This is a genomic window from Mesorhizobium sp. M0491 (genome assembly GCF_040321265.1).
Taxonomy (GTDB): domain Bacteria; phylum Pseudomonadota; class Alphaproteobacteria; order Rhizobiales; family Rhizobiaceae; genus Mesorhizobium.
Genome location: NZ_JAMYRE010000015.1, coordinates 13,203 through 27,815, shown reverse-complemented (window position 1 = coordinate 27,815; position 14,613 = coordinate 13,203). Strand labels below are relative to the sequence as shown.

Genomic DNA, 14,613 nt, shown 5'->3' with positions numbered 1-14,613 from the left:
ATGCCGACCGAAGTCATTCTTCCCAAGGTCGACATGGACATGGCGACCGGACAGATCTCGCGCTGGTTCGCCGAGGAGGGCGCGCGCGTCAAGAAGGGCGATGTGCTGTTCGAGATCGAGACCGACAAGGCGGCGATGGAGATCGACGCGCCGGCCAGCGGCGTCCTGCGCGATGTCAGCGGCAAGGAAGGTGTCGATATTGCGGTCGGCGCTGCCGTCGCGTGGATTTATGCTGACGATGAGGCTTATGGGGCTGATGTCGCTGCGACAAAGCAGGACGAAGCGCCAATCTCCCCACCCGTTGGGGAGATGTCGGCGAAGCCGACAGAGGGGGGCGCTGCCCCGCCAACGTCGCATTCTGTCACGCCCCCCTCTGCCCTGCCCTCTTTGCCGCCACTTGGCATCTCCCCCACGAGGGGGGGGATCGGCCAATCGCCATCGGCCGGCCGTGCAACACCGCTTGCCCGACGCCTGGCCCGCGAGGCGGGCCTTGCCCTTGCCAGCATCAGTGGCACAGGCCCGCATGGCCGTGTGGTAAAGGCCGATGTCGATGCGGCAATTGCCGGTGGAGGTGCCCAGGCGGCGCCTGCCGCCAAGGCTCCTGCTGGCGCTCCTGCGCCTGCGGTGAAGGCGATGTCGGACGAGCAGGTGCTGAAACTGTTCGAACAGGGCTCCTACGACCTCGTCCCGCATGACAATATGCGCAAGACCATTGCGCGGCGGCTGGTCGAGGCCAAGACCACCATCCCGCATTTCTACCTGACGCTCGACTGCGAGCTCGATGCGCTGCTGGCGCTGCGCACGCAGATCAACGCCGCAGCCCCGGTGAAGAAGACCGATAAGGGCGATGCGCCCGCCTACAAGCTGTCGGTCAACGACATGGTCATCAAGGCGATGGCCATGGCGCTGAAGGCAGTGCCGGATGCCAATGCCTCATGGACCGAAAGCGCCATGGTCAAGCACAAGCATGCCGATGTCGGCGTCGCCGTGTCGATCCCGGGCGGGCTGATCACGCCGATCATTCGGCATGCCGACGAAAAGACGCTGTCCACCATCTCCAACGAGATGAAGGATCTGGCCAGCCGGGCGCGCAGCCGCAAGCTGAAGCCGGAAGAGTATCAGGGCGGCACCACGGCGGTGTCCAACCTCGGCATGTTCGGCATCAAGGACTTTGCCGCCGTCATCAACCCGCCGCATGCGACCATCCTGGCCGTTGGTGTCGGCGAGGAGCGGGCAGTGGTCAAGAACGGCGAGATCAGAATAGCCACCGTGATGTCGGTGACGCTGTCGACCGACCATCGCGCCGTCGACGGCGCGCTGGGTGCCGAACTGCTGGTCGCCTTCAAGCGCCTGATCGAGAACCCGATGGGCATGCTGGTCTAGGTCCTGTCGGGAGCCGGTGCCAAATCATGCGCGCTCACAAACAGAAACGACTTGTCAGGCACCAACCCTTGACCCATGTTCTATCTGGACTGCGATCCAGGGAGGCCAAATATGCCTGCATTCGACCCGTCTGACGTCAAAACCCTGTTCGGCAAGGTCATGGGCGCGTCGCCATCCGACATCAAGCTGGTGGCGCAGCGCCTGCACGATCATGCCTTCGAGCCGCGCATGTCGGCGCAGGAGACCAGGCAGCTTGTCGCCAGCCTCGGGTATGACAGCCTGGATGCGTTCTGCGCCGATATCGGCTTGCCCACCCACATCGCCGAGCGGTGGAGCCGTTTCGGCGTTTCCGGCGAGATGAAGCAGGTGTTCACGCTGCTGGCGGCGCAGCGCAAGCGGGTGGCCGAAGCGGTCGCCGAATTCGAATCCATGACCCATGTCGGTGTCGAGGATTTTTTGCGCGAGCGCGGGCTCATTTAGCGGGAAACACGGGTAGCGGGAAACACCGGGGCCAGTCGAACCGGCTCAGCCGCCCTTGGCAAGCAGCGCCGTGGCGGTATCGCTGTCGGTGATCAGCACGTTGGTGTCGACGGCTTTCAGCGCGGCGAGGATCGCCGCGACCTTTCGCTTGCCGCCCGCGGCGAGAACCACGTTCGGCACGTTGCTGACCACATCGAGATCGATGGCCATGACGCGGCTGTTGACCTCGTGGTCGACCAGCCCGCCGGCGGCATCGACGAAATAGCACAGCATGTTGGCGACCGCGCCCTTCGCTTTCAACGGAGCGATCAGCGATGACGGAACGATGCCGTGCCGGAAGATGGTGGCGTCCGGCGACATGTCGCCGACGGTGAGCAGCGCGATGTCGGCGGCGGCCGCGCGTTGGCGTACATCCTGCAGGGTCGGCTGCGCCCAGAGGAGATCGCGCAGCGAGGAATTGTCGACCGTCACCGGCGCGGTGATCTGATAGCTGTCGACCTCGAAGACATCGGCGACCTTGGCAGCAACGATGGATGGATTGATCCATTGCGAGTGCGGCAGGCTGCCGACGAGCGCCACCACGCAGGCACGCTTCAACTGCCGACGGGTAAGGAAGCCGAGGCTGGCATGCAGGGTCGCGCCGCCACCGATCGCCAGCGTCATGCCGTCCTGCATCTGCTCGCCGAGATAGGCCGCGACGGCATGGCCGATGGCCTTCTCCAGATGGTCATGCGCCGAAGGCGTAGGGATGACGACGGCGGCATTCAGACCCCAGCGCTTTTCCAGTTCCCGCTCGAGCGCCACCTGCCCGGCGGTCGGCGCGTTGATCATGGTGACGACAATGCCCTCGGCGGTGCAGGAGGCCAGCGTACGCATGACCTTCACCCTGGAGACATCGAGCTTTTCGGCGATCTGTTCCTGGGTGAAACCTTCGACATAGTAGAGCCATGCCGTTTTGACGGTAAGGTCCGACGAGACCATCGGCAGGCGAGCCTGTCTGGGTTTTTCTGTGGTCATCGGTTCCTGTCCCTCATGAGCCGTGGCCTGCCCGGCGCTCATCAGGAAACACCGGCCGGATGTCAATCGATGCCGATCGCCGGCGCGTCGATTGTCGCACAGTTTTGTTCATTTGTAATTGACATCGTACATATGAACATATTTTGTGGGTTTCACGCGCTGTGTCATCCACCAGTCATATGCGCCGTGCAGGGAGGAAGAGACGGGTAGCCGGCCAGAGCCGGACCGGTCATGCACAGAAAGACAGGAGGTCTCATTGAAGACGCACTTCATCAAGCTGCTGGCCAGCCAGCTGGCGCTCGCGGCAACTTTGTTTGCTGGCGTGGCAAACGCCGAAACACTGACTCTCTACACGTCCCAGCCGGAAGCCGACGCGGCCAAGACCGTGGATGCCTTCAAGAAGGCGCAGCCGGGTATCGATGTGAATATCTATCGCTCGGGAACGAGCGACATCCTGACCAAGATGGCAGCCGAGTTTGCCGCCGGCAGCCCGCAGCCCGATGTGCTTTTGATCGCTGACGCGGTCAGCATGGAGCTGTTGAAGAAGGACGACCGGCTGCTGCCCTATCCCGAGGCAAAGCTCGACGGCATCGAAGCGGATGCCTATGATGCCGACAAGACCTATTTCGGCAGCAAGCTGATCACCACCGGCATCGTCTACAACACCGCGGCGACCGAGAAGCCGCAGCATTGGGCCGATCTTGCCAAGCCCGCCTATGCCGATGGCCTGGTGATGCCGAGCCCGCTCTATTCGGGTGCCGCCGCCTACCTGCTTTCGGGCTTCGTCGGCGATACCAACTATGGCTGGGATTTCTTCCAGAAGCTGAAGACCAACAACACCGTCAGCGTGCGCGGCAACGGTGCGGTCCTGAAGTCGGTGGCATCGGGCGAGAAGCCCTATGGCATCCTTGTCGACTTCATGGCGATGAACGCCAAGAAGAAAGGTTCCCCGGTCGAATTCGTGTTCCCCTCGGAAGGTGTGCCGGCAGTGACCGAACCGGTCGCCATCATGAAGACCGCCAGGAATGTCGATGGCGCCAAGAAGTTCGTCGACTTCATTCTTTCCGATGACGGCCAGAAGCTTGCGCTTTCGATGGGCTATCTGCCGGCGCGCGCCTCGGTCGGCCGCCCCGAATGGCTGCCGGAAGGCGTCAAGGTCAAGGTGATGTCGTTCGACACCAAGGCAATCGTCGCCAAGACCGACGCCGACAAGGCGAAATTCTCGGAACTGTTCGGCGGCTGAGCCGGCAATCCAGTCGGCATGCCCCTCTAGCGGCATGCCGACTGCGAAACCCGAGCGCATCGGCTGATCGATCCCAGGAAAAGCAATCATGTCAACACGGATCAGGGAACGCCGGGGCCAGGAAATGGTCCTGACGGCGGCGGTGGCCATCGTCATCGTCCTGCTTTCGCTGCTGCCGATGCTGCGCCTGATCAAGGAAATCGTGGCACCCGGCGGCACGCTGTCGACCGTCGCGATAAAGGTGGGGCTCGCCAGTCCGGCGACCTGGATCGCCACCTGGCACACACTGGTCGTCGGTATCGGCGGCACCCTGCTTGCGGTGCTGTCGGGAACGCTGGTGGCCGTCCTCGTCACTCTGACCGATATCCGCGCTCGCAGCGCCATGGTGCTCTGTTACGTCATGCCCCTGATGATCGCGCCGCAGGTGACGGCGCTTGCCTGGCTGCAGCTGTTCGGCCCGGCAAGCCCGTTCCTCAAGCTGTTCGGGGCGGCACCGCCGCTCGGGACCAGGAACCCGCTCTATTCCACCTCGGGCATCATCCTGCTGCTCGGCGTGCAGTATGGCCCGCTGGTCTTCCTGCTGGTGCGCGCCGGCCTGCGCAAGCTGCCGCGCGAACTGGTCGAAGCGGCGCGGGCGGGCGGTGCCGGCTGGTTCACCGTGCTGGTCACCATCGTGCTGCCGTTGATGACGCCCTCGATCATGGCCGCCGCCGCACTTGCCTTCGTCTCTTGCGTCGGCAATTTCGGCATTCCGGCCTTTCTCGGCATTCCCGCCAACTATCTCGTGCTGCCGACGCTGATCTATCAGAAGCTGGCCGGCGGCGGCGCTGCCGTGCTCGGCGAAACCGCGTTCCTGTCGGTGCTGATCGGCATCATCGCCATGGCGGGCATCCTTGCCCAGGAGATCATGAGCCGCCGCCGGGACTATCGCATCAGCTCCACGTCGCTTTCGGCCGAGCCCTATGAACTCGGTCGCTGGCGGCCTACGGTCCAGGCCGGCATGTGGCTGCTGATCATCGTGGTGCTGTTCCTGCCGCTGTTCGGGCTGGTTCTGACATCGCTGGTGCCGGGCTACGGCATCGCGCTCACCGCCAAGACGGCAACGCTCGACAATTATCGCTTCGTGCTGTTCGAGCATGACGCGGCCAGCCGCGCCTTCTTCAACAGCTTCTGGCTGTCGATCGCGGCGGCCTTCTTCGCGGTTCTGGTCGCAGTGCCGATCGGCTATCTGATCGCGTGGGGCAAGCAGCGCTGGGTGCGGCTGCTCAATCTGTCGGTGGAGCTGCCCTATGCCTTGCCAGGCGTGGTGCTGGCGATCGCCTCGCTGCTCATGTTCCTGCGGCCGATCCCGTTGACCGGCATCCAGCTCTACAACACCGTCTGGATCATCCTCTACGCCTATCTCGCCCGTTTCCTGGTGCTGGCGCTGCGGCCGACCATCAGCGGCTATCACCAGATCGACCGGGCGCTGGAGGAGGCTGCGCAAGTGGCCGGCGCCGGGCTGTTCACCCGCATGCGCACGATCATCTTTCCCCTGGTGGCACCGGCGGCGATCGCCGGCGGCCTGCTGATCTTCATGACGGCACTGAGCGAACTCACCGTTTCGGCGCTGCTGTGGTCGTCGGGCTCGGAAACGATCGGCGTGGTGATGTTCTCCTTCGAGCAGGGCGGCGATTCCAACTATGCGGCGGCGATGTCCGTCATCACCGTGGCGGTCACTTTCGCGCTGATGCTGGTGACCAATCTGCTTGCCCCCTACCTTCCGACCGGAGTGCTGCCATGGCGCGATTGAGCCTGGACAATGTGACCAAGAGCTTCGCCAATTTCGATGCCGTCAAGGACGTGTCGATCGACGTCGCCGACGGCGAGTTCCTGGCAGTGCTCGGCCCTTCCGGCTGCGGCAAGACGACGTTGCTGAGGCTCGTCGCCGGATTCGAGAAAGTGACGTCGGGCGAAATCCGCATCGGCAGCGAGGTCGTGTCGGGCAAGGGCGGCAGCGTCGCGCCGGAAAAGCGGCGCGTCGGCATCGTCTTCCAGAACTATGCGCTGTGGCCGCATATGACGGTGGCCGAGAACATCGGCTATTCGCTGAAGGTGGCGAAGCTCGACAAGGCCGTCGCCCGCCGGAAGGTTGAAGACGCACTGGCCCTTGTCAATCTGCAAGGGCTGGGCGAGCGTCGGCCGGCCAATCTTTCCGGCGGCCAGCGCCAGCGCGTGGCGCTGGCGCGCTGCCTTGTCGCCGCGCCCTCGCTAGTGCTGTTCGATGAGCCGCTCGCCAATCTCGACGTGCATCTGAGGGCATCGATGGAGGACGAGTTCGCATCGTTCCACAAGCGCACCGGCACCACCATCGTCTACATCACCCATGATCAGGCCGAGGCGATGGCATTGGCCGACCGCATCGCGGTGATGGATGGCGGGCGCCTTGCCCAGCTGGCGACGCCGCGCGAGCTCTATCATGAGCCGGCAAATGAAATGGTCGCATCCTTCATTTCGCAAGGCATTTTGCTGCCCGCCGACGTGCTGAGCGCGGAGCAGGCGGGCCACTGCAAGGTCCGGGTTCTCGGGACTGAGCTGATTGTCCGCTGCCGGCCAGGCGAGCGGCCGCGCGCTGGCGCCAAGATCTGCTGCCGGTCGGCTGATCTCGACGTGTCGCCGGACGGTCCCGGCTTCGACGGCCTGGTCAAGCGGGTGATCTACCAGGGTGGCTCGGCGCGCATCGAATTCACGCCTTCGACCAGCCTCGATCTCACCTTGCATTTCGAACAGCCCGATCCGGTCGTGCTGGAGAGCGGAGCCCAGGCGCGTCTGCGGATACGCTCCGGCTGGCTGATCCCGGCGGCGGGGGCAGCAGCGTGATGATGCTCGACCTGCTCGGCGGCTTTGGCGAAAAGGGCCGCACCAGCCTTGCTGTCAGCAGCGGCAAGGATCGCATCCTGCTCGACGTCGGCATCAAGGTCGGCGCCTCGGGGGCGGACTACTATCCGGTGCTGAACGGGTCGGCCGCCGACATCGATGCGCTGTTCGTCTCGCATGCGCATGAGGATCATGTCGGCGCGCTGAGCTGGCTGCTGTCGCGCGGCTATGCCGGCCCGATTTTCATGACGGCGGAGACCCGCAATGAGGCGCCTGCCACGCTCGCCGGCTATGCTGAGCCCGAGGATTTCAGGCGGTTCCCTTTCCCCGGAGACCGCATCGAATTGTTCGAACCCGGCGATACGCTGAAGAGCGGAAATCTCACGATCCGGACGGGACGCTCCGGGCATGTGGTGGGGGGCGTCTGGTTTGCCGTGGACGATGGCGAGAGCCGCGTCGCCTATTCCGCCGACGTGGTGCCGGACAGCAATGTCTTCGTGATGGACACGATTCCCGGGTGCGATCTTCTTGTCCTCGATGCTTCCTATGGCGCCGATCCGGTGCCGGGGGCGGCGCGGGCGCTCGAAATCTCGCAGTGGGTTGCGAGGCATTCGGGCGGGTGTCTTTTGCCGACGCCGCTCTCGGGTCGGTCGCTGGAGCTGATCGCGGCCTTGCCTGGGCCTTTCGCGATCCATGCCGGCATGCGTTCGTCGCTGGAAGCGCAGATCGGCGCCACCGCATCCCTGTTGCCAGGTGTCTCAGAACTCTTGCTTCGCCGCCTGCAAGACGCAGCCGACTGGACCGATGCCGATCCTCTGCCGCCAATGCCGTTGCTGGCGGATGACGGTATGGGTGAGGCCGGCCCGTCGTCGCGCCTCTTGCCGCGTGCCGACAATTCCGGTTTTCCGGTGCTGCTTACCGGCCATCTGCCGTCAGGTTCGCCGGGCGATCTGTTGCACAAGGCCGGCCGGGCGGACTGGGTGCGCATGCCGACCCATCCGACGCTGTCGGGCAATGTTGACATCTGGGAGAAGGCCGGGCGTCCCGCAGCACTCGGTCATTCCTGCACGCCGGACCTTCTCGGCGATCTGCAAACCCACATCCCGTCGCTGCGGACGCAGTGCCGCACCGGCCAGCGCATGGTGGTGTCGGAGGCAAGAAAACGATGAGAATTCTGATCTGCAACGACGACGGCATCGAAGCGCCGGGGCTTGCCCGTCTCGTCAAGGCCGCCGGCGGGTTGAGCGACGATGTCTGGGTGGTCGCGCCCGACGGCAAGCGCACTGCTGCCGGCTCGTCATTGACGATTGCCAGGCCGTTGACCATGGGGCGCGTCAAGCCGAACTGGTACTCCTGTTCCGGCACCCCGGCCGATTGCGTGGTAAGCGCCATGACCTGGCTGTTCGCCGATTCCGACAAACCGGGCCTTGTGCTGTCGGGCGTCAACGATGGCCGCAACGTTGCCGAGGACCTTGCCTATTCCGGCACGCTCGGCATTGCGCGGGAGGCGACGTTTTGGGGCGTTCCAGCCATCGGCTTCTCACGCGTGAAAAATCCTGATTTCACCGATGGCGACGACCAATGGCTTGGCGCGCTGATCGCTTCATTGTGGCAATCGCGCGCCGACTGGGCCGCTGAGGGGCATTGGCTGAGCATCAACCTGCCGACCTTGCTGCCGGCCGAAATCCGGCAGCCGCGCATCGGCCGCGACAAGATCGCCCGCAAGGCCGAGATCGTGGAAAGCGACGGCGAACGCACGGTCATCACCGTGCCGCGCGGGCGCGCTCATGCAAGTGAGCCGGGTGACGAAAACGAGGCGATCGATGCCGGCTTTATCAGCATCAACCGGCTGAACTGGTTTGGCGAGACACGGCTGGACGAACGGTTTCTGGACAGGATCCCGCGCCAGCGGCAAACTGGCTGACCTGGGGTCTGCGCGTCGTCATCCGATCACCAACCTGTCAGCGGTTAAATCAAGCCAATCCACTACCTATGCTTGAAGCCGCCGCCATTTCATTCCACATCGGTGCGGATGAAGGGCGAAACAGGAGAACGGCGGCGGCATCTGCTGTGGGCTTTGCCCGCATCGCTGATCCTGCATGCACTCATCGCGGCGTTTCTGGTCTATGGCCTGCCGAGACCCGAGCAGCAGCCGGCTCAGCAGGAACAGCCCGTCAATGTCGCGATCGTGCCCCCGCCCGAAAAGCCCAAGCCGAAACCTGCTCCAAAGCCACCGGAGCCGACACCTGAAAAGAAGGCTGAAAAGCCGCCTGAACAAAAGCCGCCTCCGGAACCGCCGAAACCGCCAGACGACCAGGTTTTGAAGCGCGTTTTCCAGTACGGCCAGAAAGATACCGGGCCGGAGAAATCGCTCGACGGAAGCAGCGCTAAACCCAACACGCCGTCGCCGGCCAAGGATGAGGCGCCGAAGCCGCCTGTAGCACCGACACCCGCGCCGACCCAGCCCGCCCCGGCTGCAACGCCACAGCAGAAGGCAGAGCCCAGCAAGTCTGACGAGAAGCCAGCCACCGTTGCGCCGGACGAAAAGCCCGCGCAAAGCGAGGAGAAGCAGGCGACCGAGGACACCGACAAACAGCAGCCGGACAAACAGGAACCCGCACCGCAACCCGACGAAAAGCAAGCCGTCGTGACGCCAAAGCCATTGACGGCTGAGACCGGTGACAAGCCGGCGCCTCCAGCCTCGACCGAAAAGGCAAAGCCCAAAGCCAAACCTGCCAAGACAATGACGTTCAAACCCGCAAAAGCTTTCAAAGCGCCGAGCGGGAATGCTGGAAGGTCAAATCCCACCAACAACGCCCTTGCGGGATCACCGATCTATTCCGGCCTTCCTGGCGTCAGAAAGCTTTACTCGCAAGGGGCAACCGGCAATGCGTTCGCTACAAGCTCCATGGAGAATGTGCCGCGCGGTCAGCGCGTGGCCACCCTTTGCGGCAACGTTCTGAGCCGGGAATTGCAAACTGCCGACTATACGGTCCAATGGGTGCCAACCATCACGCTGGACAAAGGCAATGTTCTCAATCCTCCGCAGGCCGCCTTCAGCACCAGAAACGCCTGGTATAACCTAAATTTCCGATGCGAAGTCGACGCCGATGCGACCAAGGTCCTGTCCTTCAACTTCCGTGTGGGCTCATTGGTGCCGCCTGGCGAATGGGCCAGCCGTGGATTCACAAAGTATCGCCTAAACTAGGCCGGCACACCAAACCTAGCCAATTGCCGGCTAACTTCTTGCCAGTCGGCGCAGACGAAATCGGCACCGGCAGCTGTCAGCCGCGCGGCGTGCTCGGCATAGGTATGGCCGCCGCCGGTGTAGCCGATCGCCGTCATGCCGGCGGCGACAGCGCCCTGGATGCCGAAGGGCGAGTCCTCGATGACGATGCAGTCAACGGGATTGGCGCCGATCTTGTCCGCCGCGAAGAGGAAGATGTCCGGCGCGGGCTTGCCGTTCTTGACCATCGAGGAGCTGTAGATCGCGTCGCCGAAGAAACGCGCCAGCCCGGTCACGGCAAGGCTGTGGTTTATGCGCTCGACGGAGGAGGACGAGGCGACACAGCGGTCGCCCGCAAGCGTCGCGAGAAACGCAGTGATTCCCGGTGTCGGCTTCAATTCCTGCGAGAACAGCACCTTGGTCTCGGCCCAGATGTCGCCGTCCGCCGCCGCCGGAAATTGGTGCCCGGTCAATTCCTTGATCCTGGCGATGATATCGGACTGCTTCATGCCGACGCATTGGGCGATGATGCTGGTGTTGACACCGGGCATGCCGTGCTTTTCGTAGACGCGCTCATAGGCGCGGGCGGCCAGCGGCTCGCTGTCGACAAGAACGCCGTCGCAATCGAAAATAATAGGCCTTGGTCGCGCCACGCGTTTCCCTCTCGAGTCAATTTTCGCACATCGCTATCGGCAAAAAGTCAAATGTTCAATAGCGCGTGCGTTTTGGGGGCGCGAAGAGCGGGCTCAAAGCTGGCGCAACGCATCGCTCGCACGGGAAGACCCGAGCGCCCGTTGCATGGCTTGCCGGGACTGCGCGCGATCTGGGGTGATCCAGTTCGGTTCGGCGCCGAGAAAGCGGTCGAGGAAAGCCACCGCATAGGCCGGCATCTCGGTCACATTCTCGCGATAGGACCACCATGTGCGCAAATCGTCGGCGCATTTGTCGATGCCGGGTGCCGTGCCGAATTCCTGCTCGTGGATCGCCGAAATCACCGAGACGCAGTAGTTGGTGTAGAGGAAACCCTCCGGCCAGAAGCGGACGATTTCCAGCGTGCCGGCGTTCGTTTCCGTCTCGATCAGTTGGGTGAGGCCGGATATTTCTTTTGCCGGCGCCTGTTTTATCAACTCGCGCAGCACGAGGCCGGCGGCAAAGACGATGAAGTCGGCGCGGTCGATCGCGGCGAAGCGCTTCTGCGCTTCCATGATCTCGACCCAGTCGAGAAAGGCTCTGGTGAGCTTGGCCTCGTCGATCTCGAAGCGCACGCCGAACGTGTCCGAGACCACCTTGGCGCTGCCGCGAAAGGTGGCGCGGAACCAGCGCAGCTGCCGCAGCCGATGGCGAAGATCCGGCATCAAGGCCAGCTCGTCCCTGAAGGGCAGCTCCATGTTCCTCGTATCCTGTTTCCCGGTCAGCCTAGCACAACAGCGCCACGGCCGAAATCGGTCAGCGCCCTTGTAGATGACCGCAGCCGAGGCCAATATCATACATATTGACATTCTCGGAAACAAATGTTCTCACTTTGCTGTTGTCACGCGCCGGTCCAAGGTGCGGTTCAACTGAGGCTTCGGGAGGAGAACCGAATGGCGATTTGGCAGTGGGGACTGCTTCTGCTGGTTATCGTGTGGGCGCTGCAGTCGCTCGGCGTCTGGCTGCAGATGCGGCACTATTCGGATGTCTTCAGGGGCGTCACCGACCAGTACAAGGACGGCTTCGTCGGAGCCGGCAATTTTCGCGGTCGGTTGGCCAAGGGCACCATCGCGCTCGTCGTGGTGACGCCCGATCTGGTCGTGCGCCGCCTGATGGTGATGAGCGGCCGTTCCGTCTTCACCAAATTCAAAAGACATGAAGAATTCGAGGGTGTTCCCCTCGATAAACTCCGGTCCAACCCTGCAATAATGGGGGAGGGGGAACCCGGTGTGGCCGAGGCCGTGAAACGGGCGATCGAGCAGATCGACAAGACACGGTCGGAGCCGGGGAAGAAGCCGGGCCTGTCCGGCTTGAACATAGCAAGGGCTTAGGGCCGGAGGATTTCGGGCTCTAAATCAAAGGGATAGAGGACGCCGCGCACCGACTGGGATCAACCGGCGGGTGGCATAAGGAGGAGAAATGTCTGTATTTTCGTTGTTGGCGCAGCATGCCGACATGGCCGTGCACAATCTGCATGTCGCAGGTGCCATGGTCTCGGATGCCGCATTGCATGGCAAGCTCGCAGTCGAGCATGCCTCCGACCATCTCGTTGTCCTCGCACAAGCGGACAGCGGACCGATCACCGTCGATCAGTTCAAGGAAAAGCTGAAGGACGTCCAGCAGGAAGAGCAGCTCGGCTGGCTGACCGCCATCGGCAAGTACTTCATCGGCATCTTCCAGAAGGGCGGCGAGGTCTTCGCCGGCTTCGTCACCGGCATCATCCCGACGCTGGTGGTGCTGATGACGGCCTTCTACGCCGTCACCGAACTGGTCGGCGAAGAGCGCGTGCATGGCCTGGCGCGCGGCGCCGGCCGGATCGCGCTGACGCGCTACACGCTGTTGCCGCTGCTGGCGGTGTTCTTCCTCACCAATCCGATGGCCTATACGTTCGGATCGTTCCTGGAAGAAAAGCACAAGCCGGCCTTCTATGACGCGGCCGTGTCCTATGTGCACCCGCCGCTCGGTCTGTTCCCGCACATCAATCCCGGCGAGTATTTCGTCTGGGGCGGCATTCTCGTCGCGCTGCTGGAGCTGGAAAAGAAGGGCGTCGTCGTCGCCGGCTACCACGTCAAGGTGGCGATCTGGTACGCCATCGTCGGCCTCGTCGTCATCCTGCTCAAGGGGATGCTGACCGAACGCATCACCGCCATCATGGCACGCCGCCAGGGCGTCGAGCTGTAAGGGCGGGGAGGACATCATGGCCAAGACATATAAAGCCGTAAGGATCACCCAGGGCAAAACCGGCTGGGGTGGCCCGCTCGTCATCGAGCCGACCGAACAGCGCAGCAAGGTGGTTTCCGTCACCGGTGGTGGCATTCACCCGGTGGCGCAGCTTATTGCCGACATGACCGGTGGCGAAGCCGTCGACGGCTTCAGGGCGCCGCCGATCGAAAGCGAGATGGCGGTTGTCGTCGTCGATTGCGGCGGCACCGCGCGATGCGGCGTCTATCCGCGCAAGCGTATCCCGACCGTCAATCTGACGCCGGTCGGTCAATCCGGGCCGCTGGCCCAGTTCATCACTGAGGACATCTACGTTTCGGGCGTGAAGCCGGCCAACATCACAATGGCGGACGGATCCGAAACGATCACGACTGCAGGGGGAGCAGCAGCGATGAGTTCAAGCAACAATGCGGCTGCGGCACCACAGCCGCTGCCGAGCGAAGGTGGGCTGATCGGCCTCATCAGCACGATCGGCCGCGTCATGGGACGTATCGTCGGCATCTTCTTCAATGCCGGCCGCCGCACCATCGATCAGGTCATCCGCAACGTGCTGCCGTTCATGGCCTTCGTGACCATGCTCATCGGTCTGATCCTGTACACCGGCATCGGCGATGTGCTGGCGCAGCCGATGGGTCCGCTGGCCAACAACATCGTCGGCCTGCTGATCATCTCGGCGATCTGCGGCCTGCCGTTCCTGTCGCCCATCCTCGGGCCAGGTGCGGTCATCGCGCAGGTCATCGGCGTCGCCATCATCGGCCCGCAGATCGCCAACGGCACGATTTCGCCGGCGATGGCACTGCCGGCGCTGTTTGCCTACAATACCCAGGTGGGCTGCGACTTCGTCCCCGTCGGCCTGGCGCTTGGTGAGGCCAAGCCGAAGACGATCGAAATCGGTGTTCCGGCGGTGCTGATCAGCCGCCAGATCATGGGCCCGGTCTCGGTGCTGATCGCCTGGGTTGTCAGCCTGATCGTGTTCTAAGGCAATTCCAGGGAAAAGCGCACAATGCTTTCCCTTGGAAATTGCGTCAAAACAAAGAGATAGAGCGGTTCACCGCTCTAGGGAAAGTTGAGAAAATGAGGTTCGCCATATGACGGTTCTGCTGAGAACACGGGTCACTGCCATCGGCCCTGAAGTGGCGGACCTTGCCGAAGGGGGCGTGGTCATCCTGTTTGCGGATGGCTCGCCGCCGGAGCTTGCCGAGGTTTCGGTGCTCCACAAGGCGGAGCAGGGACCAAGTGACGGAGCGCCCGCCAAGGGCGCTTCGATCACCCTCGGCCCGGTTGTCGCTGTTATCACAGCGGTCGGCTCCAGCGCGTGGAGCAAGGTGCTGGAAATGGGCCATGTCGTCATCTCGTTCAACGGCGCTACCGAGGCCGAGAGGCCGGGCGAGATCTGTGCGTCGCAAGTCGACCCGCAAGCGCTGGTGGCCGCCCTGAAGACCGGCGCGATCATCACCATCGCCGCCTGACAGCATTCGCGCCGTGGCCTATGTTGGGA

Annotated in this window: 15 protein-coding genes; 12 read left to right on the top strand and 3 right to left on the bottom strand. The window is 63.3% G+C overall.

What is annotated here, in order from left to right:
- Together NKI69_RS20145 and NKI69_RS20140 are read left to right on the top strand one after the other, a co-directional pair.
- Positions 1 to 1,383 (top strand): pyruvate dehydrogenase complex dihydrolipoamide acetyltransferase, encoded by a 1,383-nt coding sequence (locus NKI69_RS20145; RefSeq protein ID WP_352722421.1) that lies wholly within the window; start codon positions 1 to 3, stop codon positions 1,381 to 1,383.
- Between the two features lie 111 nt (positions 1,384 to 1,494).
- Entirely contained in the window at positions 1,495 to 1,863 is a 369-nt protein-coding gene (locus NKI69_RS20140) for a hypothetical protein (protein ID WP_352722420.1), read from the top strand.
- A gap of 45 nt (positions 1,864 to 1,908) precedes the next feature.
- On the opposite strand, the gene NKI69_RS20135 is transcribed toward NKI69_RS20140, so the two are convergent.
- The gene (locus tag NKI69_RS20135; protein WP_352722419.1) at positions 1,909 to 2,880 is read right to left on the bottom strand and encodes a sugar-binding transcriptional regulator; all 972 of its coding nucleotides are present in this window, start codon (positions 2,878 to 2,880) and stop codon (positions 1,909 to 1,911) included.
- A gap of 256 nt (positions 2,881 to 3,136) precedes the next feature.
- Between NKI69_RS20135 and NKI69_RS20130 the strand changes: the two genes are divergently transcribed.
- From NKI69_RS20130 to NKI69_RS20105, 6 genes are all read left to right on the top strand, one after another.
- Positions 3,137 to 4,123 (top strand): ABC transporter substrate-binding protein, encoded by a 987-nt coding sequence (locus NKI69_RS20130; RefSeq protein ID WP_128305052.1) that lies wholly within the window; start codon positions 3,137 to 3,139, stop codon positions 4,121 to 4,123.
- A gap of 88 nt (positions 4,124 to 4,211) precedes the next feature.
- The gene (locus NKI69_RS20125; protein WP_352722418.1) at positions 4,212 to 5,915 is read left to right on the top strand and encodes an ABC transporter permease; all 1,704 of its coding nucleotides are present in this window, start codon (positions 4,212 to 4,214) and stop codon (positions 5,913 to 5,915) included.
- The gene (locus tag NKI69_RS20120) at positions 5,903 to 6,982 is read left to right on the top strand and encodes an ABC transporter ATP-binding protein (RefSeq protein WP_352722417.1); all 1,080 of its coding nucleotides are present in this window, start codon (positions 5,903 to 5,905) and stop codon (positions 6,980 to 6,982) included. Before NKI69_RS20125 ends, NKI69_RS20120 begins: the two co-directional genes overlap by 13 nt.
- The gene (locus NKI69_RS20115; protein ID WP_352722475.1) at positions 6,982 to 8,148 is read left to right on the top strand and encodes an MBL fold metallo-hydrolase; all 1,167 of its coding nucleotides are present in this window, start codon (positions 6,982 to 6,984) and stop codon (positions 8,146 to 8,148) included. Before NKI69_RS20120 ends, NKI69_RS20115 begins: the two co-directional genes overlap by 1 nt.
- A complete protein-coding gene (locus NKI69_RS20110; protein ID WP_352722416.1) occupies positions 8,145 to 8,903 on the top strand; it encodes a 5'/3'-nucleotidase SurE in 759 nt (252 codons plus the stop codon). The genes NKI69_RS20115 and NKI69_RS20110 overlap by 4 nt, the downstream gene beginning before the upstream one ends.
- A 108-nt stretch (positions 8,904 to 9,011) precedes the next feature.
- Positions 9,012 to 10,187: a DUF930 domain-containing protein gene (locus NKI69_RS20105; protein WP_352722415.1), complete on the top strand. Its 1,176-nt coding sequence runs from the start codon at positions 9,012 to 9,014 to the stop codon at positions 10,185 to 10,187.
- Here NKI69_RS20105 and NKI69_RS20100 read toward each other — a convergent pair.
- Both NKI69_RS20100 and NKI69_RS20095 read right to left on the bottom strand, forming a co-directional pair.
- The gene (locus NKI69_RS20100; protein ID WP_023811039.1) at positions 10,184 to 10,858 is read right to left on the bottom strand and encodes an HAD family hydrolase; all 675 of its coding nucleotides are present in this window, start codon (positions 10,856 to 10,858) and stop codon (positions 10,184 to 10,186) included. The genes NKI69_RS20105 and NKI69_RS20100 overlap by 4 nt on opposite strands.
- 93 nt (positions 10,859 to 10,951) lie before the next feature.
- Positions 10,952 to 11,593 (bottom strand): hypothetical protein, encoded by a 642-nt coding sequence (locus NKI69_RS20095; RefSeq protein ID WP_023811040.1) that lies wholly within the window; start codon positions 11,591 to 11,593, stop codon positions 10,952 to 10,954.
- Between the two features lie 195 nt (positions 11,594 to 11,788).
- Here NKI69_RS20095 and NKI69_RS20090 point away from each other — a divergent pair, with 195 nt between their 5' ends.
- From NKI69_RS20090 to NKI69_RS20075, 4 genes are all read left to right on the top strand, one after another.
- On the top strand, positions 11,789 to 12,226 hold the full coding sequence (locus NKI69_RS20090; RefSeq protein WP_023811041.1) for a transcriptional regulator GutM: 438 nt from the start codon (positions 11,789 to 11,791) through the stop codon (positions 12,224 to 12,226).
- Between the two features lie 88 nt (positions 12,227 to 12,314).
- Positions 12,315 to 13,076, top strand: a complete 762-nt coding sequence (gene srlA, locus NKI69_RS20085) for a PTS glucitol/sorbitol transporter subunit IIC (protein ID WP_013529328.1) — start codon at positions 12,315 to 12,317, stop codon at positions 13,074 to 13,076.
- A 16-nt stretch (positions 13,077 to 13,092) separates the two neighbouring features.
- On the top strand, positions 13,093 to 14,094 hold the full coding sequence (gene srlE, locus NKI69_RS20080) for a PTS glucitol/sorbitol transporter subunit IIB (RefSeq protein ID WP_127295941.1): 1,002 nt from the start codon (positions 13,093 to 13,095) through the stop codon (positions 14,092 to 14,094).
- 109 nt (positions 14,095 to 14,203) lie between these two features.
- Complete coding sequence (locus tag NKI69_RS20075) at positions 14,204 to 14,584, top strand: PTS glucitol/sorbitol transporter subunit IIA (protein WP_023811044.1); 381 nt, start codon at positions 14,204 to 14,206, stop codon at positions 14,582 to 14,584.
- Positions 14,585 to 14,613: the final 29 nt, after the last annotated feature.

Bases quoted from the DNA above. Each gene is read 5' to 3' on its own strand.
- NKI69_RS20125 (WP_352722418.1), top strand. From the start codon at position 4,212: ATGTCAACACGGATCAGGGAACGCCGGGGCCAGGAAATGGTCCTGACG.
- NKI69_RS20145 (WP_352722421.1), top strand. From the start codon at position 1: ATGCCGACCGAAGTCATTCTTCCCAAGGTCGACATGGACATGGCGACC.
- NKI69_RS20095 (WP_023811040.1), bottom strand. From the start codon at position 11,593: ATGGAGCTGCCCTTCAGGGACGAGCTGGCCTTGATGCCGGATCTTCGC.
- NKI69_RS20090 (WP_023811041.1), top strand. From the start codon at position 11,789: ATGGCGATTTGGCAGTGGGGACTGCTTCTGCTGGTTATCGTGTGGGCG.
- NKI69_RS20135 (WP_352722419.1), bottom strand. From the start codon at position 2,880: ATGACCACAGAAAAACCCAGACAGGCTCGCCTGCCGATGGTCTCGTCG.
- NKI69_RS20140 (WP_352722420.1), top strand. From the start codon at position 1,495: ATGCCTGCATTCGACCCGTCTGACGTCAAAACCCTGTTCGGCAAGGTC.
- NKI69_RS20110 (WP_352722416.1), top strand. From the start codon at position 8,145: ATGAGAATTCTGATCTGCAACGACGACGGCATCGAAGCGCCGGGGCTT.
- srlE (WP_127295941.1), top strand. From the start codon at position 13,093: ATGGCCAAGACATATAAAGCCGTAAGGATCACCCAGGGCAAAACCGGC.
- NKI69_RS20105 (WP_352722415.1), top strand. From the start codon at position 9,012: ATGAAGGGCGAAACAGGAGAACGGCGGCGGCATCTGCTGTGGGCTTTG.
- srlA (WP_013529328.1), top strand. From the start codon at position 12,315: ATGTCTGTATTTTCGTTGTTGGCGCAGCATGCCGACATGGCCGTGCAC.
- NKI69_RS20115 (WP_352722475.1), top strand. From the start codon at position 6,982: ATGATGCTCGACCTGCTCGGCGGCTTTGGCGAAAAGGGCCGCACCAGC.
- NKI69_RS20120 (WP_352722417.1), top strand. From the start codon at position 5,903: ATGGCGCGATTGAGCCTGGACAATGTGACCAAGAGCTTCGCCAATTTC.
- NKI69_RS20075 (WP_023811044.1), top strand. From the start codon at position 14,204: ATGACGGTTCTGCTGAGAACACGGGTCACTGCCATCGGCCCTGAAGTG.